The organism is Pseudomonas soli, assembly GCF_900110655.1.
In the GTDB taxonomy this organism is placed as follows: domain Bacteria; phylum Pseudomonadota; class Gammaproteobacteria; order Pseudomonadales; family Pseudomonadaceae; genus Aquipseudomonas; species Aquipseudomonas soli.
The window spans coordinates 586,591-608,489 of record NZ_FOEQ01000001.1 but is presented as its reverse complement, the minus strand read 5'-3'; the positions used below and the strand labels follow the sequence as shown (position 1 = coordinate 608,489).

Here is a 21,899-nt window from a genome sequence, read left to right as displayed (position 1 = left end):
CCTCCCGTTCACTGCGCGCCAGGCGCGGCGGGTTTCAGGGCTGAATCGGCGCTGATGCGGATCGCCGCGCCTGGGCTCAGCTTGAGCTGACCCGCGGTGACGACCTGGTCACCGGCCTGCAGGCCCTTGAGCACCACGACCCAACCGTCGCGACGCTCGCCGGTCTGCACGGTGAGTTGTTCGGCGATCAGCTGCGGCTGATCGTTGGCATCGTGCAGCGGCTGGCCGTCCTCGCCCTTTTTCGGGCTGACGCGATACACCGAGTTGCCGTAGAGGGTGTAGGTGATGGCGTTTTCCGGCACCACGACCTGCGGTTGCGGGTCGGGCAGCAACAGTTGCAGGCTGGCGAACATGCCCGGCAGCAGCTTGCCTTCGGGGTTGGCCAGGGTGGCGCGGACCATCAGGTTGCGCGTGCTTTCCTCGACCTTGGGGTTGATCGCGCTGAGGCTGGCGGGGAAGGTCTGGTCAGGGTAGGCGGCCACCTGGGCCAGCACGCGCTGGCCGAGGCTCAGGTGTGGCAACGCCTGCTCGGGCACATTGAAGTCGACGTAGAGACTGGACAGATCCTGCAGGGTGGCGATCACCGTACCGCTGGGCAGGTAGGCGCCGACGTCCACTTGGCGGATGCCGATGGTGCCGCTGAACGGAGCGCTGATGCTCTTTTTCGCCAGCGATGCCTTGAGCTGGTCGACCACGGCCTGGTTGCGCCGGTACTGGCTGGCCAGGCGGTCATATTCGCCACGGGAGATCGCCGAGTCGCCGACCAGTTGGCTGCCGCGGCCGAAGTCGACCTTGGCCAGCCCCAGGTCGGCCTGTGCGGTGCCGAGCAGGGCGGTTTCCTGGTCGCTGTCCAATTGCAGCAACAACTGGCCGGCCTTGACCTGTTGCCCGGATTCGAAATGCAGCGACTTTACCGTCCCGGCCACCTCAAGGCTCAACTCAACGCCCTGGTAGGCCTTGAGGCTCCCGACCGCCGGCAGGCGCTCCTGCCACTGGCGTAGCTCGGCCTGGGCAGCGGCAACACTGACCGGGGGCCTGGGCTGCGAGAACATCTGCACTTGCCGGTAGATGGAAAAGGCCTTGATGCCCCCCAGGATCAACACGATCAGCAGGACGACGGCCAACATGATCAGCATGCGGCGGCGCAACATGGTCCGGTTCCCTGGAGGTGGATTTTGTTGTTCGTCGGGCACGACCACGGGCGATCCGGCCCACGTGCGATGGGGCAAGTATTGTCGGTTTTCTGGAAAAGGGGAGGAGATAGATTGCCTGTTGTGGCCCCATAGTCGGCAAGCCGGCTCCCACAGGAGGGTGTTGCTGGTGTGGGAGCCGGCTTGCCGGCGATGGGGCCGGTGCAGGCAATAGAGCGATCAGACCAGGTGCAGATGGTTATCCCAGAAGCCTGAAGGCAGGTCCATCGGTTGCCCGATCAACTGCGCCTGGCGGCAATCATAGAAGCGGCAGCGGCCTTGCCCGGAGGTGACTACGAAACCATCCTTCACCGCTCCGACCCCGGCGCAATCGGGCATCGGCGCATCAAGTTTGACTGCGCCGCTGTCCAGGTCCCAGATGAACAGGCGGTTGGCCCGCGGCGCGGTCAGCGCCACCAGGCGCAGGTCGCTGTGGATGGCGACGCTGGCGGTGTACTGGGCCATCGATTGCAGCTGGCGCTCCGGCACCGGGAAGGCCTGGAACGGCTCGCCCGGGCGCTTGATTGCCAGCAGTTCGGCGGTTTCTTCCGAGCCACCCATGAACTGCTGGCAGGCGGCGATGGTGCCATCATCGCCAACTGCCAGGTGACGCACGCTGTTCATCTGCTGGGCCAGGGTCTCCTTGCTCAGCAGCGTGCCGTCACGCTGCATCAGCACCAGGCTCGGCTCCATGGCGTCGAGGTTCATCTCCACCCGGCTCTCGGCCTCGGTGCGGATGCCGCCGTTGGCCACCACCAGGGTCTCGCCATCGGGCAGCCAGGCCACTTCATGGGGCCCGATGCCGTGGGTGGGGATCTCGCCGCTGTGCACCAGGCGCTCGCCCTCGAAGCGGTAGACGCCCAGTACGCCACGGCCCGGGTCGCTGGTGTCGTTCTCGGTCGCATACAGCCACTCGCCACCCTTGTGGATCACTGCGTGGCCGTAGAAGTGCCGGCTGGGCTGTGAGGCGAGGGTTTGCAACAGGCGCCCGTCACGCAGGTCGACCAGATAGCTCTCGGTACCGGGCCGGCGCGCGACGAACAGTGCGATCGGCAGCGTCGGGTGGTTGATGATCGCATGGCAACGCTGGGCCACCTGGGTGCTGAACACCTGGGTGCCGTCCAGGCGGAAGCCGACGGCGTAGTGCTTGCCGTCGCCGTCGTCGCGGGCCGAAAGCAGCAAGGGTTCGCTGCCTTTGCCGCGGAACAGGCTCCAGCCACCCAGGGTGAGGGCGCTGAGCAGAACGCTACCGAGTTTCAGGGCCTGGCGTCGCAGCATGATCAGTCACCGTCGTTGGCGTTGAAGCCCAGCTGGATGTTCAGCGCCTTGGCCAGCTCGCCTTCGTGCAGGCGGTGGACGACGTTGAGGGCATCGTAGATTTGGTTGAGGGTCTGCTTGCCGGCGTCATCGGCCAGCAGTTCGCCGAGGGTCTTCTGGTTGTCGGCCAGCAGCTTGAGCGCAGCAGCATAGGCGTCGTCGATCTTCTGTGCCAGTGCCGTCTGGTCCTTGCCCAGCAGTCCGCGCAGGCCTTGGTTGTCGACCCCGACCCAGACAGTCTGGGCGGCCTTGAGCGAGGCTTCCAGGCTCTTGATCGACGAGTGGCTGCGCCAGGCCTCGGCCTGCAGTGGTTGGGCAATGCCCTTGCTCTGCCGGCCCATTGGCGCGCCGAGCTTTTTCTTCAGGCTGTCCAGGGCGGTGACCTGGGCACGCAGCACGTCGGCGATCGCCTCGTGGGAGTCGGCGTAGCGCTGGTTGGGGAACTTGGTCATCTGCGACAGCATGCCGTCGGTGCTGTTCCAGCCCTTGAGGATCTCTTCGGCCAAGGCCTTCTGGTGTTCGCCGATGGCGACCAGCAGCGGGCAGTAGCGGGCCTTCTGTTCGGCGCTGGCGATGTCCGGTTTGCTGTCGAACAGGATGTATTCGTAGGCGGACAGGCCACGGACCACGACGCTGGCCTTGCCCAGCGATTCGACGGTGACCGCCTGCTCGCCGTTGACCAGTTGCTCGACCTGGCGGCCGACCAGGTTTTTCTTGTCCGGCCAGAACTGCACCTGCCAGGCACGGTTGCCTTCGGCCAGCGGGCCGACCAGCAATGGCTGCAATTCGGCCCAGGCTTTTTGCGCGTTGAGGAAGTCGGCACGGGCGGTCTCGAGGTCCTGCTTGCCCTCACAGTAGGCCAAGGCGCTGGCGGCCAGTTGCCGGTCGGCCTCAACCCAGCGGCTGTAGGTCGGCAGGATCACCTGCTTGGCGATGGCCGCGGAGGTCACTGCCTGTGGGTCTTGTGGCGAGCAGGCGCCCAAGGCGAGTGCGGCGAGGCTGGTGAACAACAGTTTGGGTCGGAACATGCCCGGCTCCTTGTGCGTTTAAAGTGAATTCAGGAACGCCAGCAGCGCTGCGCGCTGCTCGGCATTGAAGGTCAGTACATGGTCGCGCGCCGCCTGGGCTTCGCCGCCGTGCCAGAGCACGGCCTCGAGCAGGTTGCGGGCGCGGCCGTCATGCAGGAACTGGCTGTGGCCGCTGACGGTTTCGCTCAGGCCGATGCCCCACAGCGGTGGGGTGCGCCAGTCCTGGCCGTTGGCGGCAAATTCGGTGCGTTCGTCACTCAGGCCCGGGCCCATGTCGTGCAGCAGCAGGTCGCTGTAGGGGCGGATCACCTGGTTGGCCAGTTCCGGCTCGGCCGCATTGGCGGAGGTGGTGAATTGCGGGGTGTGGCAGCCCTGGCAACCAGCCCGGTAGAACAGGTTCTTGCCGGCCAATACCTGCGGCGCATCGACGTTGCGCCGGGCCGGCACGGCAAGGTTGCGGGTGTAGAAGGTGACCAGGCGCAGGATATTGTCGCTGACCTCCTTTTCGCCGCCCTGGCCATTGCCATTGGGCGCGGCCAGGCAATCGAGCTGCGCTGCGGTGCAGTCGTCCTTGGGCAACAGGGTGGTGGTCAGGCCCATGTCGCCGGCGAAGGCGTGCACGTTCTGCTGGTTGACGTTTGGCTGTCCTGCCTTCCAGCCGAAGCGGCCGACCACGGTCCTGCCCTGGGCATCGTCCCACACGCGGTTGGCGCGGCCACGGATACCGTCGCGGTTGTGGTCGTCGGGATCCTCGTTGGCCAGCATGTCGGCTTCGGGGATGGCTTCAAGCAGGCCCAGGCCGATCATCGGCGGAGCGACCCGGGCGGAGAAGCGTGTGTCGGGGTGCAGCGGGCCGTAGCCGAGCTGGCTGATTCGCAGGGTCGGGCGTCGCAGTTCGACCTGGTGGCCGTCCGCGAAGGTGACATTGTGGTTGTCGTAGGTCACGCGGACCTTGCCTTCCGGGGCCACGCCGGGGATGGCCATGTCCTGGAACTGGGTACCGTAGACGGGCTCCGGGACTACCCCCAGGCGCTCGATCACCTGGGCGTAGTACGGCTGGTCGGGGATCGACAGACGCACCAGCATCGACACCGCGTTGCTGTCGTCTGGCTCCGGCGGATGGCCGCGACCATCGCGCACGTGGCAGTTCTGGCAGGCGTTGGTGTTGAACAACGGGCCGAGGCCATCGCGGGCGGTAGTTGTGGAGGGGGCGATTACCCAGGGGTTGCGGAAGAAGCTGTTGCCCACGGCGAAGTCCAGGCGCCGCTCGGGCGTGAGGTTGGCCGAGGGCAGCGAGTAGGCGTTGCGATCGCTGCGCTGCACCGTCGCCTTGCCGCCGGAGAGCGCCTCGCCGGGCTCGGCCTGGGTGAAACGCGGGGCGTCGTCACAGGCGGCGAGGGCGAAGGCCAGCAGCAGAGGGCTTAGGCGGAGCAAGGACATCGACAATCCTGGGCATGGGCGAAAAACCGGCGTGCAAGCTTATCAGGCCAGGGGGGATTGAATAAGAGCAATTTGCAATTACCAGATGAAATAGGCTTTACCTGGAAATGTCCGCGACCACCCATTCCGCTCCCGAACACGGAAATGAAAAAGGCGGCCCGAAGGCCGCCTCTGCTGAACCGCAACGCTGATCAGAATTCGTGATCGGCGGTGTCCGGGTTCAGGTTGTCGATGCCCAGCTTGCCCGCGGCCTGCTCGATCGCGCCGGTCTGCTTGACCAGGGAAGCGATGGCGTCACGCACGATCTGGTTGCCGGCGGCGTTGTCGGCGGCGATCAGCTGGTCGTAGTGCTCGCCCTTGAGAGCGTGGTCGACGATCACCTGGATCTTGGCTTCGGTGGCTTCCAGGTCGGCCTTGAGGGTGGCGTCGGTGGCTGGGTCGGCCTTGGCCACCAGCGACGACAGGCTCGGGCCGCTCAGCTTGCTGCCGTCGACACGGGTGTACTCGCCCAGGTAGACGTTGCGGATGCCCTTGGCGTCGTAGAAGTGCGAGTAGTGGGTGTTGTCGCTGAAGCAGTCGTGTTCATCTTCCGGCGAGTTGGCCTCCAGCGAGACCTTCATGCGCTCGCCCGCCAGTTCGCCCAGCGACAGGCTGCCCATGCCGAACAGCATCTTGCGCAGGCCATCGTTGGCCGGCTCTTTTTCCAGGCTGGCGCGGTAGTTGTCGGCGACGTTCGGCGCCCAGTTGCCGACCATTTCCTCAAGGTCCTTGACCAGCAGGTCGGTGGCCGCCTTCAGGTAGGCACGGCGACGGTCGTTGTGCCCGCCGGTGGCACCTTTGCCTTCGAGGTAGTCGGAGGCCGGGCGGTTGCCCGCGCCTGGGCCGGTGCCGTTGAGGTCCTGGCCCCAGAGCAGGAATTCGATGGCGTGGTAGCCGGTGGCGACGTTGGCTTCGGAACCGCCCAGCTCGTTCAGGCTGGCCAGCTTCTCGGGGGTGATGTCCTTTACGTCGATTTTGTCTTCGCCCACCTGGATCTCGGTGTTGGCGATGATGTTGGCGTTGGCCGCCGGGTTGCCCAGGGCGTGCTCATAGCTCTTGTCGACGTAGTCGATCAGGCCTTCGTCCAGGGGCCAGGCGTTCACCTGGCCTTCCCAGTCGTCGATGATGGTGTTGCCGAAGCGGAAGACTTCGCTCTGCAGGTAGGGTACGCGCGAGGCGACCCAGGCGTCCCGGGCGGCTTTGAGGGTCTGGTCGTCGGGCTTGGCGAGGAAGGCGTCGACGGCAGTCTGCAACTGCTTGGCGGTGCTCAGCGAGTCGCTGTACACGGCATGGACCATCTCGGCGTAGTGCTTGACCACGGCCTTGGCGGCGGCTTCATCGACAGCCCCTGGTGCCGCGGTGGTGGCAGCGGCAGATGTCTGGGCTTGCGGTGCGGCGGCCTTGTCGTCATTGCCTTCGCCGCAACCGGCGAGGGCGATGGCGATGGCCAGCAGACTGGCGGAGGCCAGAGGCATTCGAATCATTGTTGGTTTCCTGCGTCGTGTGGTTGGACCATGGGTGGACCGTGCGCCGTGGCACGCGAAACCGCAACATCATGCGAAAGATTTGCATTTGCTGTAAAGGGGCGGGCGCGCATTTCATGCAAACGCCCGCTTGCCCTGCTTGGCCGAGATTGGTGGGGGTTACAACGCGGAAACCTGGTTGCGTTGCGCCTGCTTGAGGAAGTTGGTCAGTTCGCGCGCGGACAGCGGCTTGCTGTAGTGGTAGCCCTGACCCTCATGGCAGCCCTGGGCGATGATGTAGGTCTCCTGTTCGGCGGTTTCCACGCCTTCGGCGATCACCTGCATGCCCAGGCTCTTGCCCAGCTGGATGATGGCGCGAACGATGGTGGCGTCGTCATCGTCGTCGAGCAGGTCCTGGACGAAGCTCTTGTCGATCTTGATCTTGTCCAGCGGCAGCGATTTCAGGTAGCTGAGCGAGGAGTAACCGGTGCCGAAGTCGTCGATGGCGATCAACGCCCCGGAGCGGCGCAGGCTCAGCAAGTGCTGGGCGGCGGTGCTGATGTCTTCCATCAGGCCGGTCTCGGTGACTTCCAGCTCCAGGCTGCGCGGTGGCAGGCGGTAGGCCTGCAGCAGGTTGTTGACTACCCGCGGTAGCTCGTTGTGGTGCAGTTGCACGGTGGACAGGTTGACCGCCATGCGCAGCTCGCTGAAGCCCTGGTCGTGCCATTCGCGCAACTGCCGGCAGGCCTGGTCGAGCACCCACTCGCCGATGCTGATGATGCTGCCGTTCTGCTCGGCCAGGGGAATGAACTGGTCGGGCGGGACCATGCCCAGCTCCGGGTGCTGCCAGCGCAGCAAGGCTTCGACGCCTACCACGCGGTGGTCGCGGTAGCTGATCTGCGGCTGGTACACCAGGTACAGCTGGTTGCGCGGCAGGGCTTCGCGCAGGTCCTTTTCCAGTTCGCGGCGGCGGCGCATCTCACTGTCGACGCTGGCGATATAGAACTGGTATCGGTTACGCGAGCGGGCCTTGGCCAGGGTCATGGTCTGCTCGGCCTTTTGCAGCAGCTTCTCAGTGCTGTCGCCGTCCTCGGGGAACAGGGTGATGCCGATGGTGGCGCGCAGGCGGATCTGCTGGTGGTCGAGGTCGAAGGGCGCCTCGAGGTCATCGAGGATGCTCTGGGCCAGCTCGGCGGCTTCGTAGGGCTGTTCGATATTGGCCTGGACCAGGGCGAACTGGTCGCCACCCAACCGGGCCAGGGCGCCGAGGCGCCCGCTGTGGGCGCGCAGGCGGTCGGCCAGCGCCAGCAGCAGCTGGTCGCCGACCTGGTAGCTGAACTGCTCGTTGATGCCCTTGAAGTCGTCCAGGCCCACGCACAGCACGGCGACACGGCGTTGCAGGCGGCCACCGTCGATGAGGATCTTGTCCAGTTGCTGCTGCAGTTGCTGGCGATTGGGCAGGCCGGTGAGAAAATCGTACTGGGCCATGCGCTGCAGACTGTTCTCGGCCTCGTGGCGCAGGTGGGTGTTGCGTTCGATGGAGGCCAGCAACTGGTTGGCGGTGTTGACCCAGATGCCCAGTTCGTTGCGCTCGTGCCCCTTGAGCAAGGGGATCTGGTGCTGGCTGGGGCGGTCGGGGTTGATTTGCGTCAGGTGCTCGATGATCTTCGACAGCGGCTTGGTCAGCAGCCAGTGGTACACCAGATACAGCACCAGGCCCATGGCCAGGGCGCGCAGCACGCCGGAGATGAAGATGATCACCGCGTTGACCAGGAAACCCTCGCCATAGGCGGAGGTGTCGAGGGTAATGCTCAGGTCGCCGTAGTATTCACTGTAGGGGCCGCGGCCGACCAGTTGCGTGGTGTAGGTGCGCTCCTGGCCGAGGATCAGGTCGGTCAGCCAGCGCATGGACATGTCCTGCAGTGGCCGGGACTTTTCCGCGAGCATGGTTTCGTTGGGGTGGCCGATGGAGGCCATGCGTACCGAGCCGTCCTGGAACAGGCCTTCCATCACCTGCATGCCCATTTCCCGGTCGAGGCTGTACACCGCCTGCGTCGAGGGGTCGCGGAACATGTCGAGGATGCGCTGGGCGTCGTTGTTCACCGACTGGCGGGTCTTGTAGGCGTCATAGACGATCTGCGCACAGCTGAGTACGACGCCGACAGCCAATGCCGAGAGCAGTACGACCCGCAGCAACTTGACCGATAAGCTGTTTCGGAATTCCAGCTTCAATGGGGTTTCCTTAATCCATGCGCATGCCATTATTTTGCCATCAACCATGGCGACAGACTATCGACCGAATGCCCCGGCAGGCAACACGTCCGTCGACGGATCTGCCCTTGGCTCTATATCGGTTGAGCGGTCATGCGACTTGAGTGCGCTGCGTCAACTTTCCAGAAGGTTGATGTTAGCGCGCTATGCGGGCTGAGCAAGAGCGCACGGATGGGTTGCAGGCAATTCTGTCAGGTTGGCCCTGGGGGCAGCGAGCTTGCTTGGCGCTAGCGTCATGGCAGGCAACAAAAAACCCGGCACGAGGCCGGGTCTTTTTGCAGGCTTGGCGAACAATCAGGCCTTGAAGGTCTTGCCTTCGAACTGCTCGGCAACGAACTTCCAGTTGACCAGGTTCCAGAACGCCTCGACATACTTCGGACGCAGGTTGCGGTAGTCGATGTAGTAGGCGTGTTCCCAGACGTCGCAAGTCAGCAGCGGGGTGTCGCCGCTGGTCAGCGGGTTGCCGGCGCCGATGGTGCTGGCCAGGGCCAGGGAGCCGTCGGCCTTCTTCACCAGCCAGCCCCAGCCGGAGCCGAAGGTGCCGACGGAGACCTTGGTGAACTCTTCCTTGAACTTGTCGAAGGAACCGAAGGCGGTGTTGATGGCCTCGGCCAGAGCGCCAGTTGGTTGGCCGCCGGCGTTCGGCGCCAGGCAGTTCCAGTAGAAGGTGTGGTTCCAGACTTGAGCGGCGTTGTTGAAGATACCGCCGGAGGAGCTCTTGACGATCTCTTCGAGGGTCTTGCCTTCGAATTCGGTGCCTGGGACCAAGTTGTTCAGGTTCACGACATAGGTGTTGTGGTGCTTGTCGTGGTGATACTCCAGGGTTTCCTTGGAGATGTGCGGCTGCAGGGCATCGTGGGCGTATGGCAGCGGCGGCAATTCAAAAGCCATGGTGGATCTCCTGATTCAGGTCTGTTCGCGGTATGCGCAAGGCCGATCACGGGCGGCCCGGTGAGCGTCGGCGAGTTTGTACTCTTTGCGACGCAAGGGCTGGATCATAGCACCGGCCTCGGCGCTTAACCACGCAACATCTATAGGGAATAGAGGTTCCAGAGCGGTTGGCTGGGGCCGACAGGTGGGCTGCTTGACTGTCGTAGCCCTGCGTGGGATACCCGGTTTTTTCGCGGCGTCAGTTGAAGATCAACTGCGCCGCCACCGCGAACATCATCACCGCCACCATCAGGTCCAGCATGCGCCAGGTCGCCGGACGTGCCAGCCACGGTGCCAGCCAGGCGGCGCCGATCGCCAAGGTCGAGAACCATACCAGCGAGGCACTGGCGGCGCCGGCCACGTAGGCGCCGGGCACGGCCTGCTGGGCGCCGAGGGAGCCGATCAGCAACACGGTATCAAGGTAGACGTGCGGATTGAGCAGGGTCACCGCCAGGGCGCTGAGCAGCACCGCGCGGCGCGAACGCATGCCCTGGCCTTCCTGATGCTGCAGGCTCTGTTTCGAGCAGGCGCTGCGCAGGGCCTTGGCGCCGTACCAGATCAGGAACAGTGCACCGCCCCAGCGGGCCACGGCCAGCAGTGTCGGGTTGTGCGCCAGCACCGTGGCCAGACCGAACACCCCGGCGGCGACCAGCAGGGCATCGCAGACGATGCACAGTGCCGCCACTGGCAGATGGTGTTCACGGCGCAGACTTTGTGCCAGGACGAAGGCGTTCTGCGCGCCGATGGCCATGATCAGGCCGAAGGCCACCAGCATGCCGTTGAGATAGCTTTGCCACATAGCGGGAACACTCCAATGGCGCCGATGCGGGATCGGCGCGGGTTACCAAGAAAGATGTGGCCATTCTGGCGGTTGCGGCGGTATAAGAAAAACAAATATAGCTGATCAGTCATTAGAGAAATCGATGTTCGACTACAAATTGCTCGCCGCCCTCGCCGCGGTGATCGAGCAAGGCGGCTTCGAGCGCGCCGCCCAGGTACTGGGATTGTCGCAATCGGCCATCTCGCAACGCATAAAGCTGCTCGAGGCACGGGTTGGCCAGCCGGTGCTGGTGCGCGCCACGCCACCGAGCCCGACGGAAGTCGGGCGCCAGTTGCTCAACCATGTGCAGCAGGTGCGCCTGCTCGAGCGCGATCTGCAAGGCCAGGTGCCGGCACTGGACGAGGAGGGCATGCCCGAGCGCCTGCGCATCGCCCTCAACGCCGATAGCCTGGCAACCTGGTGGGCCGGGGCGGTGGGGCCGTTCTGCGCCGAGCAGCAGGTGCTGCTCGATTTGGTGGTCGAGGACCAGGACGTCGGTCTGAAACGCATGCGCGCCGGTGAAGTGGCGGCCTGCCTGTGTGGCAGCGAACGGCCGGTGGCCGGAGCGCGCAGCTTGCCGTTGGGCTTGATGCGCTATCGGGCGCTGGCCAGTCCCGCGTTCATGGCGCGTTACTTTCCCAACGGGTTCGCGGTCGAGCGCCTGGCCCGCGCCCCGGCTGTCGTGTTCGGGCCTGACGATTTCCTGCAGCATCGCTACCTGGCGTCGTTGGGTGTGCAGGAAGGTTTCCTGCACCACCTTTGCCCCTCATCCGAAGGTTTCATGCGCATGACAGAAGCCGGCCTCGGCTGGGGGCTGGTGCCGGAGCGACAGGTGGCCAAGCAGCTGGTGCGTGGTGAGCTGGTGGAGATCTGTGCAGATACCCCCATCGATGTGCCCTTGTACTGGCATCATTGGCGCAACGGCGGGCAGTTGCTCGCCCAGTTGACCGAGCACCTGCGCCATTCGGCGCGGAATTGGCTGGTGCCCTTGTAGGCACTTCAAGCGTCAGCTGCATCTGAAATAGAGCAAGGCGGAGTCTTACATGCGAATTCTGGTCACCGGCGCGAGCGGCTTCATCGGCGGGCGCTTTGCGCGTTTCGCCCTGGAGCAGGGCCTGGAGGTGCGGGTCAACGGCCGGCGGGCAGAGGGTGTGGAGCATCTGGTCAAGCGTGGGGCGCAGTTCATCCCCGGCGACCTGGGCGACGCCGAACTGGCCCGGCGCCTGTGCCAGGGGGTGGACGCGGTGGTGCACTGCGCCGGCGCAGTGGGCACCTGGGGCCGCTATCAGGACTTCCACCAAGGCAACGTGGTGCTCACCGAGAACGTGGTCGAAGGCTGCATCAAGGAGCATGTGCGGCGCCTGGTACACCTGTCGTCGCCGTCGATCTACTTCACCGGCCGCTCGCGTATGGATGTCCGCGAGGACCAGGTACCGCGTCGATTCCATGACCATTACGCGCTGACCAAACACCTGGCCGAGCAGAAGGTGTTCGGCGCCCAGGAGTTCGGCCTGGAGGTGCTGGCGCTGCGCCCGCGCTTCGTCACCGGGGCCGGCGATGCGAGCATCTTCCCACGGCTGATGCGCATGCAGGCCAAGGGGCGTGTGGCGATCATCGGCAATGGCCTGAACAAGGTCGACTTCACCAGTGTGCACAACCTCAACCAGGCACTGTTCAGCGCGCTGTTCGCCGAGGACCAGGCTTTGGGCCAGGCCTACAACATCAGCAACGGCCAGCCACTGCCGCTGTGGGATGTGGTCAACTACGTGATGCGCCGCATGCAGCTACCCCAGGTCACCCGCTATCGTTCACCTGCCCTGGCCTACAGTCTGGGGGCGCTCAACGAGGCTGCCTGTCTGCTTTGGCCCGGGCGCCCGCAACCGACCCTGAGCCGCACGGCGGTGCAGGTGATGAGCACGGATTTCACCCTCGATATCAGCCGCGCCCGCCAGTATCTGGACTACCGGCCCGGAACCGATGTGTGGGCGGCGCTGGATGAATTCTGCAGCTGGTGGCAGGCGCAACACGGGCAACGCTGAACCTGTGCGCGGGATGATGGTCATCAGTGCGCCGCCCTGGCGGTTTATACTCATGCCTCTTTGCTACCACCGCGGTTGAATGCACCCATGCGTAACGACGCCCACGATGATTTCGACGACGTGCCCACCCTGCGTGCCGGCACCCCTGATGACGATGAATTGCTGCCTGCCCATGTGGCCCGTAGCCGCCAGAAGGCGGTGCGGCCGCGTAGCAATGGCCCGCTGTGGACATTGCTGGGCGCCTCGTTCATCGCCCTGGCCGGGCTTGGCTGGTGGAGCTTCCAGCAGATCACCCTGATGGAGCAACAGCTGGTCGCGACCCAGGAAAGCTTTGCCCGTATCAGTGAAGAGGCCGCCGGGCGCTTGCAGGTGATCAGCGGCAAGGTCGACGCCAGTGAGTCCAGCAACAGCACCGGCAGCGAGGCATTGAAGTTGCAGATTCGCCAGTTGCAGGCTTCCCTGGCCGAGCAGGGCAAGCAGCAGCTGGGCGTCGCCGGGCAGGCGGGGGACCTGGGCAAGCGCCTGGAGCAAGTGCTGGCCGATACCCGTGAACAGCAGAAGGCGGTCACTGAACTGCAAAGCCAGTTGCAGGCGCAACTCAAGGTCCTCAATGCCGAGCTGGCCGCGCTCAAATCGGGGCAGGTGGATGGCGGTAAGCTCGATGGCCAGCTCAAGAGCCTGAGCAACGACGTGGCGACTTTGAAGAAACAGGGCAACCCAAATGCCGCCATCGAGAGTCTGGAGCAAGATATCCTGGTGCTCAAGAGCCAGGTGGACAATCGCCCTACGCCCACGGCCGGTGGCGCCTCGGTGCAGGAATTCGATGCCTTCCGCGGGCAGGTAACCCGCAACATCAGCACGCTGCAGAGCCAGATCCAGAACCTGCAGCAGCAGATTAACTCCCGTCCTTGAGCGCGCTTCTACGCGCCTGCTCTACTTCCCTGCCTATTTTGAAGCTCCGTGCGTGATCTACGCGCGGGGCTTGCTCGTGGTTTGTCCACAGTGGTTTCAGCCGCCTCTTGCAAGCCCCAGGTGCGCGTAAACCTGGGCGCAGCAGCGTCAGCTTTCAGGCCTATGGCAGCGCGCACCTAGCATTTCTGTCAGGTGTGGGCCTGGATGGACTTTGTTATTACTGCTTCACCCAGACGGTGGTGGCCAAGCAGCCGCGATCACGATCTCGGCACCGCGTCATCCGGAGCTGAGCATCATCCGGGCCAATGACACCGGGGTGGAGCCTACATTCAGGTACCGCGCAATCCACGCTCACAACAGCACACGCCTGAACACGCCAAATGCAAGGGGAGGTTGCCATGAATACGCCTGCTCACCCGTTGATCAGCAGCGCAAAAGTAAAGAAGACTTCGACGCTGGTTTTTCCGAAACTCGCGATGGGCGAGGCCATTGTTGAAGATCTGATTGATGACGGTACCGGAAAGATGGAATTGCTGCCTAAAACCAAGCAAGAAGACGCGCTAAAGGTAAAGGTACCGAACTGGCCAGAGTCCGAGGTCGATTACATCATCGCATTGACATGGGACGACGTGCGTCTCGATAACATTCCTGGCGCTTTCCACTCCATAGCTCAGGCAGAACAGGCAAACCCTGATTTTAAATTCGAGCTCAGCGTGCCTGCCACGTATTGGGCCTCGGTGGCTGATGGAGAGGATGCGCGGTTTCGCCTGGGCTATGACGTACAACCGTTCCCGGATGACCGTTGGGATTTAGGGCCCCGGCGCCTTGTGCGCATCGACCGAGAGGCTCCGGGAGGCAGCGATGGAGCCTTGGCCAAACTGCAGTTTCCCAAGGTGGTGGAGGAGAGAAGGCGCATTCTGGTGGGAGACTTCACCTCCGGCCTGTTGGATACCGAGGTCAAGGGATATGTGTCGCAGCAGGTGGGTGACCAGATCGTGGTCACCATGACCGATGGTACCAACAAGGTACCGATCGGGCCGATCACCGTTTTTAGCGCAACTGATCCCACTACCGTGCCATTGCCTTTGATCGACTTGCAGAAGTTGGACGACAGAAAACCCATCACCTTCACCTACCAGTCGACCGACCGGGCGGGGAACGTGTCGCTGGCTTCGGTCCCGCACGACACGCTCGAGTTGCTGTTGACGGATATCCCGGACCTGCTGCCGGTTCCCGAAGTGCCAGGTTTCGATGCTGGCGGTGATCCACCTGTCCTCGAGGCGGATGCCCGGGCGGGTGTGGACGTGCATGTTCCCCAGATCACCAGCGTCGCGGTGGGTGACGAGATCGTCGTGTTGTGGGGGAGCCAACGTGACGCGCCGCAGCGGGTCAACCAGATTCCGCCAGCGCCGGATCCACTGATGGTGCTCAAGCTGCCCTACCCGCTGACCAGCGCGGAAACGGAGTACGGCCCGGTGGCCGTTGCCTATGAACTGTGGCGAGCCGGTTCGTTGATCGGTACATCGGATGGCGCCGCGAATGTAGAGGTCGATCTACGGGTGCCAGGTGGCCCCGACCCTGATCCGGAAACGCCCGGGCATGACGACCTGGTGCCCGCCACGATCAAAGGTGGTAGCTCAGGCCAGGACGACAAGCTGGATCCCGAGGATGTCGCGGCAGGCGCCGAGGTTACCATTGCGTGGGAGGGGCTCAGTGCTAGGGAAGTCCTGGCCGAGGGGGACAAACTCGCACTGTGGTGGGGGAACCAATCGCCTCATCCGCTCGATTCGGTCACTGCGCACGAGGCGTCTGAGCAGCTACCTATCGTCCGTGCGGTGCCAGCAGCGTTGTTGGGTGCCGAGCCCAGCGGCCAAGTGGTAATGGCCTATGCAGTCACCCGGGAAACTGAAACAGGAGGGCCGGAAAACACCTCGTTTTCACCCCCGAAGCTGGTCGAGGTCCTGCGCGCTGACGAGTTGCCGGGGCAAGGGGGGCCACTGCCTTCGCTGGAGTTCACCAAACTGAATGGCAACGGTGCCATTGGCCGGGAGGAGGCACAACGAGAGCTGCCGGTGCGTATCGCTGGCTACAAAGGTATGGCGCCCGGCGATGTGATCGTGATCACGGTCGATGGAAAGCGCGGCCTTGGGATGCCAGAAGATCCGATTCCCGGCTTCCCGGTGAGCGGGCCGTCGTTCCGCATCGAGCAGCACCATATTGACGAGGGTGAGGTAGTGCTGGCGCTCAAGCGCCAATATGCCTACATGGTTTGTCGAGGTCACCTGCACGTGAGCTACACCGCCAGTAACGTTTTCGGCTCGGTGGCGGCGGCGCATCAACCTACGCCAGTCTCCGTGCGTGAGGCTGGGCAGGATAATTGCCCAATTCCCACTCAACGCTTCTGAAGCCATATCCCTGGCGAGCGCCTGCTCGCCAGGGGGCACTACCTGGGAGGCAAAGGCCATGTCCGAAGAACTGTCGCGCAATCGCCCCGCTGTCGGTAAACACGTCGCGCAACTGCCTGAACCTGTGATCCCTCAGGCTTTTAAGGGCAGGGGGATTGGCTTGCGCTTGCTGGATGATGAGCAGTCGCCGTTGAAGGTCCAAGTGCTGGCAATCCACATGCAACCGAACGACCTCGTCACGCTGTATTGGAACGACGATGAAATAGAGCGCAAGACGGTAAGCCCGTCGGTGGTCAAGCGAGTTCGCAAGGCGCAGGCACTCGGTATCGAATCCGGTACCTATCTTGATTTCGACGTACCACCGTCGAAGATTCCCGACGGTGCTGGCGTCGTCTGGTACAAGTGGAAAGACGATATCGGTGAGCAGGAGGACGATTCGTTAAAGCTTGATGTCATGGTCAAGCGCAGCTTGCCCGGCGGTGTCGACCCCGATCCCAGCACCTCCTTCAACGAGAACCTGGATATGCCGGGGGGCATCCCGCCTTTCATCGATGCTGACCAGGCTGCCAAGGGAGTAGAGGCCATCATCATGGGCGGCTACCCCAATCGTGGGCCGAACGATTGCTACGAGCTCCAATGGCATGGCAAATCCATAAAGGGGCCGGTGCCTTCAGGCGCGGATTCTTTCCCTGTCACGGTCGGCCAGGACATCATCGAAGAGGTCGGCAGTGTCGAACAGCTCATCGTTCGCTATGAAATTCGCGACGAGGTCAATAATCGCTCGCTGTGGTCGCGAGAGGCCTACGCCAAGGTGGATCTTGCCGAGCGTACCCTGGACGCGCCGGTGGCCTTGGATGCCGACGAGGACGGCAACATCGATTTCAACGCCCTGGAGGGTACGCCGCTCAAAGTCAGGATTGAACCTTACCGCGATATTACAGCCGGCGATCAGCTGAAGCTGACCTGGACGGGTGTCAATGCCAAGCAGGAGCGCCTGGACCCCGTAGACCAACCCCATACCGTGACCCAGCAGGAAGTCACCGCCGGCATTGAGCTCGAGTTGAAAAATGACTTGGCGGTCGCCGCATTGCAAGGGGGCGCATTGTTGGAGTACCAGGTCAACGACCAGGCGGGGCGCAAGTCGCATGTTCTGGAAATCACTGTATCGGGCAACCTTGAACTCGACGCGCCCAGTGTGGATGAAGCCAGTCGCGGGGGGCTCGACCCGCATGATGTGCCGGACGACGGCGTAACCATTCGCATCGCTGCCTACGCACATATGGCCGTGGGTGACGAAGTGTCGGTGTGGTGGAAAGGCACTGCTGCGGATGGCGCTACTCACGACCATGATTGGACTTTGCCCGTGGAACGCGTCGGCGATATCGAGCACCTCGTCGAGAAGGACCTGGTACTCGAGTTGGTGGGCGGGACGCTCGAGTTGTTCTACGCACTGACCGCCAAGGGGGGCGCCAAGTTCGAGTCTGCCCCGTGCAAACTGGTGGTGCCGGTCGACTTGCGACGCCCCTCGGTGGAGAAGGCGTTCGGGGACGATAACGACCAGCTCGATTTCCATAAGGATTTTGCCAATGCGTCACATGTGAAAGTTACGGTTCCGCGATACTCCGGCATGGCGACTGGCGACAAGGTGGCAGTGGTCTGGACCGGCCCGAACTTCCCCTACCAAATGCCGTGGCAAGTGATCACAGCCCCTGGGGATGTGGTGTTCCAGTTGCCACGGGTGGTGTTGCTGGACTCGATCGGAACAACGGTTGACGTCAAGTACCTCGTCGAGCGTGGTGGTGAGCCGCCCGAGGCAACGTCGGAGGCCCTGGCGTTGACCGTGCTTGCCCAGGCGCTGGAGCTACCGGCCCCCGGGTACCTGTCTTCCGGGGGAGACAATCCAAGGTTCAACCTCAACTATCCCAATATCAAAGAGGGAGACAAAGTCGAGATCCGCTGGGAAGTGGATCCGGCAATTGAGCCCACCCTGCGCGAGGCCACTCTCGATGTGTACAAGGACGGGCGATCCTTCCTGATAAAGGTGAATCCGGCCTGGCCCCAGACTGACAGACGCAAGAAAGTGTTCGCCAGTTACTCCATCGAAGTAGACGGTTCAAGGTTGTATTCCCAAGTAAAGTCATTCCAACCCGACTGATATCAATTGCCACGGCGATGTGCTGGGCACTGGTAAGAAGGGGCAGTGTTTGCCTATATAAAAACAGGAATTCTCCTACATAGGTTTTTACCTTTTTTGTCGAGACTGCGGCCAATTGGCTACATCCAGGTGGCTGATTTCAACTTTTCGGTAGCACGGGTGAGAAACTGGGACGGGAGAACAACATGAAGGTAAAGCACGCTAGAGTACCCCTGAGCCTCGCCGTCGGCCTGGCGGTGATGGCAAGTACCGGGGCGGTCGAGGCAACGCAGATTATCGACAACCGTTCCGAAGTGGTCAGCGGCCCGGTGGCGGACGACTATATGGTGCGCAACCGCGGGGCCTTGGAAGTCACTGCCACGGGGAGTACGCAGGGCATCGATGTGCGCAGCCGTTCGACTCTCGTCGTCAATGGTGGGGAAGTGGCCGGTAGCGGCACCCAGGTGGGGGTCGCCCTGTCTGACGAGAGCAGTGCGGCCCTGGTCGATGCGACCGTTTCCGGGGGAACCTTCGGCGTGTCGGGCAACACCCAGTCGAGCATGCAGGTGCAAGGCGGCACCATCGTCGGCAACAATGGTGCGTCGTTCACGGGGGGCAGTACCCTGAGCCTGTCCGCTGCGGCCCTTACCGGCAGGACCGGGGTCGGTGCCTTCATGCTAGGCGGCACTCTGAACGCGTTGCAAGGCTCGGTCATTACCGGACAGACCCAGGGGGTGCAATTGCGCCAGGGCACCACGGCCACTGGCGGTAGTGACTCGAGCATGACCCTGGACGGCTCGACCGTCGAAGGCAAGACGGGGAGTGCCATCATTGTGCGCGATTCCGCGGATGGCAACAAAGGCACGGTAAACATCCTCGTGGGCAACAACAGCCGGCTCATCGGCGGCAATGGCAACATCCTCGAGGTCACCCGTGGCATGACCGCCGACTTCACGGCAGACAACAGCCAGTTGTCCGGGGACGTGGTTGTCGACGGCACCAGTACGGCCAATCTGCTGTTTCGCAACGGGGCGTCGCTCAGGGGTAACCTGGTGAACGTGGAGAGCCTGACGCTTGAGAGCGGCGGTCGCTGGGCCATGACCCAGGATGCGCAGGTGGGCAACCTCTCGCTGGACGACGGCACCGTCGATTTCACCGACCGGGATACCACGCCCGGTTTCAAGACGCTGACACTCGACAGCCTCGAGGGTTCGGGCGTGTTCGTGATGGGCATCGACCTGGCCAGCGGCACCGGCGACTTGCTGAAAGTAACTGGCGCGGCAGAGGGCAATCATCAACTGAGCATCGCCAGCACCGGTGTTGACCCGGTGGAAGGGCAGGCGCCACATCGCATAGTCGAGACCGGTGGCGGTGATGCCACGTTTGGCCTGTTGCACGAGATCGATTTCGGCACCTTCCTCTACACCTTGGAAAAAGGCGACGGTGAGGACAACTGGTACCTGAAGCAGAAGCCCGGCAACGTGCTGACCCCGAGTGCCCATGCGGTGTTGGGCATGTTCAGCGCCGCGCCGACCGTGTGGTATGGCGAGCTGTCGTCGCTGCGCAGCCGCATGGGCGAACTGCGCCTGGGCCAGGGCCAGGGCTTGTGGATGCGCAGCTATGGCAACCGCTACAACCTGTCGGCGGGTAGCGCCGTGGCCTACCAGCAGGACCAGAACGGTGTAAGCTTCGGCGCCGACGGCACCTTGCCTGGCTACGATGGCCGTTGGTTGCTCGGGGTGATGGGCGGCTACAGCGAGTCGGGCCTGGATTACAGCCTCGGCTCTTCCGGCAAGATCAAAAGTTACTATGTCGGCGCCTACAGCACCTGGATGGCCGACAGTGGCTACTACATCGACGCCGTGCTCAAGTACAACCGTTTCCGTAACCGCAACGATGTGGTGATGAGCGATGGTCGCAAGACCAAGGGCGAGTATCACAACGACGGTCTCGGGGCCTCGGTTGAGGTTGGTCGGCACTTCAAGCTGGACGATGGCTGGTATGTCGAGCCGTTCACCCAGCTGTCCGCTTTGTGGGTCGATGGCGACAGCTATACCCTGGACAACGGCCTGCGGGCCGAGAGCGATGGCGCCAACTCGGTGCTTGGCGAGGTCGGTGCGCAGGTCGGGCGCAGCCTGGCGCTGGACAATGGCAGCATCCTGCAACCGTACCTCAAGGTGGCGGCGGCCCACGAGTTCATCAACAGCAACAAGGTCAAGGTCAACAACAACCACTTCACCAACGACCTCTCCGGTACCCGAGGCGAGGTGGCAGTGGGCCTGGTGGCGCAGGTCTCGGAAGTGTTGCAGCTGCATGGCGAGTTCCAGTACAGCAATGGCGAGCATATCGAGCAGCCGTACGGGGTGAACCTGGGCTTGCGCTACAACTTCTGATCGTTCGCAGGTATCCACTTGTAGAAGCGGGCAAGCCCGCTTCTACAAGTCCTGCATTCCCCTACATCCGTGGGTAGTCGATATACCCAACCGGGCCTTTGCCATAGAACGTCTCCGGATGCGGCGCATTGAGCGGTGCATCGGCAGCCAGGCGCGCTGGCAGGTCGGGGTTGGCGATGAACGGAATGCCGAAGGCCACTGCATCGGCTTTACCGCTGGCCAGGGCAGCGTTGGCGCCGGCCTTGTCAAAGCGCTCGTTGACGATGTAGGGGCCGCCGAACGCTGCCTTGATCAGCGGACCGATGCTGTCGTCAGCCGCTTTTTCCCGCGAGCAGATGAAGGCGATGCCGCGTTTGCCCAGTTCCCGGGCCACATAGCTGAATGTCTCGGCACGGTCAGCGTCGCCCATGTCATGGGCATCGGCCCGTGGCGCCAGGTGCACACCCACACGGCCTGGGCCCCACACCTCGATGGCGGCATCGGTCACTTCCAGCAGCAACCGCGCGCGGTTCTCCAGCGAGCCGCCATAACGGTCGGTGCGCTGGTTGGTGCTGCTCTGCAGGAACTGGTCGAGCAGGTAGCCGTTGGCACCGTGGATCTCCACGCCGTCGAAACCGGCGGCCTTGGCGTTCTCGGCGCCGCTGCGGTAGGCCTCGACGATGTCGGCGATCTCTTCGGTTTCCAGCGCGCGCGGGGTCGGGTAGTCACTGAGCGGGCGCACCAGGCTGACATGGCCCTTGGGCTGGATCGCGCTGGGGGCCACCGGTAGTTCACCGTTGAGGTACGACGGGTGGGAGATGCGCCCGACGTGCCACAGTTGCAGGAAGATGCGCCCGCCCGCGCCGTGGATGGCCTTGGTCACGTTGTGCCAGCCACGTACCTGCTGGTCGTTCCAGATCCCGGGGGTATCCGGATAGCCGACGCCCATTGGCGTGACCGAGGTTGCTTCGCTGAGAATCAGGCCGGCGCTGGCGCGCTGCACGTAGTATTCGGCCATCAGCGCATTGGGCACGCGGCCTTCGTCGGCGCGGCAACGGGTCAGCGGGGCCATGATGATGCGGTTGGGCAGTTCCAGGTCGCCCAGGGTGATCGGGTCGAACAACGTAGTCATGTGCGAAGCCTCGCTTGGATCAGGTCAGAGCTCTTGGCTCATTTGCTCGAGGAACGCCTTGATGGTCGCCTCGTTGCGTTTGAAGAAATGCCATTGGCCGATCTTCTGGCTGCTGATCAGGCCGGCGCGCTGCAGGGTGGCCAGGTGAGCGGACACGGTCGACTGCGACAGGCCGCAGCGCTGGTCGATCTGCCCGGCACACACACCGTGTTCGGTGCTGTGGTGCTGCTCGGGGAACTGCGCGGCCGGGTCTTTCAGCCAGTTGAGGATGTCTCGCCGGACCGGGTGGGCCAGGGCTTTTATTATTTCGTCGAGATCGAGGGGCATGGTTGGGCTCGTGGCGTGTAGCGGTATATCGCGATGGAGCGAAATATAAATCGCTGCATCGCGATATACAAATATGAAGT

At 63.3% G+C, this 21,899-nt stretch carries 16 protein-coding genes; 6 read left to right on the top strand and 10 right to left on the bottom strand.

The genetic code is table 11. The features are described 5' to 3' along the window. Window positions 1-8: 8 nt before the first annotated feature. From BMY03_RS02795 to BMY03_RS02760, 8 genes are all read right to left on the bottom strand, one after another. Window positions 9-1,151: an efflux RND transporter periplasmic adaptor subunit gene (locus tag BMY03_RS02795; RefSeq protein WP_094010200.1), complete on the bottom strand. Its 1,143-nt coding sequence runs from the start codon at window positions 1,149-1,151 to the stop codon at window positions 9-11. Between the two features lie 219 nt (window positions 1,152-1,370). Continuing rightward, window positions 1,371-2,468, bottom strand: a complete 1,098-nt coding sequence (locus BMY03_RS02790) for a DUF1513 domain-containing protein (protein WP_094010199.1) — start codon at window positions 2,466-2,468, stop codon at window positions 1,371-1,373. A gap of 2 nt (window positions 2,469-2,470) precedes the next feature. Beyond that, window positions 2,471-3,535: an imelysin family protein gene (locus BMY03_RS02785; RefSeq protein ID WP_023630933.1), complete on the bottom strand. Its 1,065-nt coding sequence runs from the start codon at window positions 3,533-3,535 to the stop codon at window positions 2,471-2,473. 18 nt (window positions 3,536-3,553) lie between these two features. Then, window positions 3,554-4,981 (bottom strand): di-heme oxidoreductase family protein, encoded by a 1,428-nt coding sequence (locus BMY03_RS02780; protein ID WP_094010198.1) that lies wholly within the window; start codon window positions 4,979-4,981, stop codon window positions 3,554-3,556. Window positions 4,982-5,166: 185 nt separating this feature from the next. Next, window positions 5,167-6,498 (bottom strand): imelysin family protein, encoded by a 1,332-nt coding sequence (locus BMY03_RS02775; RefSeq protein ID WP_023630931.1) that lies wholly within the window; start codon window positions 6,496-6,498, stop codon window positions 5,167-5,169. Window positions 6,499-6,657: 159 nt separating this feature from the next. Beyond that, a complete protein-coding gene (locus tag BMY03_RS02770; RefSeq protein WP_038707431.1) occupies window positions 6,658-8,709 on the bottom strand; it encodes a putative bifunctional diguanylate cyclase/phosphodiesterase in 2,052 nt (683 codons plus the stop codon). A 333-nt stretch (window positions 8,710-9,042) separates the two neighbouring features. Beyond that, a complete protein-coding gene (locus BMY03_RS02765; RefSeq protein WP_023630875.1) occupies window positions 9,043-9,639 on the bottom strand; it encodes a superoxide dismutase in 597 nt (198 codons plus the stop codon). Between the two features lie 238 nt (window positions 9,640-9,877). Then, window positions 9,878-10,477, bottom strand: coding sequence for a LysE/ArgO family amino acid transporter (locus BMY03_RS02760; protein ID WP_094010197.1), 600 nt, complete (start codon window positions 10,475-10,477; stop codon window positions 9,878-9,880). 124 nt (window positions 10,478-10,601) lie between these two features. On the opposite strand from BMY03_RS02760, the gene BMY03_RS02755 reads away from it, so the two are divergent. The 6 genes from BMY03_RS02755 to BMY03_RS02730 all read left to right on the top strand — a co-directional run bounded on the left by BMY03_RS02755 (window position 10,602) and on the right by BMY03_RS02730 (window position 20,381). Continuing rightward, entirely contained in the window at window positions 10,602-11,492 is an 891-nt protein-coding gene (locus BMY03_RS02755) for a LysR family transcriptional regulator ArgP (RefSeq protein ID WP_094010196.1), read from the top strand. A gap of 49 nt (window positions 11,493-11,541) precedes the next feature. After that, complete coding sequence (locus BMY03_RS02750; RefSeq protein WP_094010195.1) at window positions 11,542-12,537, top strand: NAD-dependent epimerase/dehydratase family protein; 996 nt, start codon at window positions 11,542-11,544, stop codon at window positions 12,535-12,537. Window positions 12,538-12,624: 87 nt separating this feature from the next. Then, window positions 12,625-13,449 (top strand): ATPase, encoded by an 825-nt coding sequence (locus BMY03_RS02745; RefSeq protein ID WP_094010194.1) that lies wholly within the window; start codon window positions 12,625-12,627, stop codon window positions 13,447-13,449. A 398-nt stretch (window positions 13,450-13,847) separates the two neighbouring features. Beyond that, window positions 13,848-15,854, top strand: coding sequence for a hypothetical protein (locus tag BMY03_RS02740; RefSeq protein ID WP_143067515.1), 2,007 nt, complete (start codon window positions 13,848-13,850; stop codon window positions 15,852-15,854). 58 nt (window positions 15,855-15,912) lie between these two features. Then, window positions 15,913-18,009, top strand: coding sequence for a hypothetical protein (locus BMY03_RS02735; RefSeq protein WP_094010192.1), 2,097 nt, complete (start codon window positions 15,913-15,915; stop codon window positions 18,007-18,009). Window positions 18,010-18,194: 185 nt separating this feature from the next. Further along, a complete protein-coding gene (locus BMY03_RS02730; protein ID WP_094010191.1) occupies window positions 18,195-20,381 on the top strand; it encodes an autotransporter outer membrane beta-barrel domain-containing protein in 2,187 nt (728 codons plus the stop codon). Between the two features lie 61 nt (window positions 20,382-20,442). Here BMY03_RS02730 and BMY03_RS02725 read toward each other — a convergent pair whose 3' ends face one another. Continuing rightward, window positions 20,443-21,492 (bottom strand): alkene reductase, encoded by a 1,050-nt coding sequence (locus tag BMY03_RS02725; protein ID WP_094010190.1) that lies wholly within the window; start codon window positions 21,490-21,492, stop codon window positions 20,443-20,445. A 24-nt stretch (window positions 21,493-21,516) separates the two neighbouring features. Next, window positions 21,517-21,819, bottom strand: a complete 303-nt coding sequence (locus BMY03_RS02720) for an ArsR/SmtB family transcription factor (protein ID WP_023628827.1) — start codon at window positions 21,817-21,819, stop codon at window positions 21,517-21,519. Window positions 21,820-21,899 lie beyond the last annotated feature (80 nt).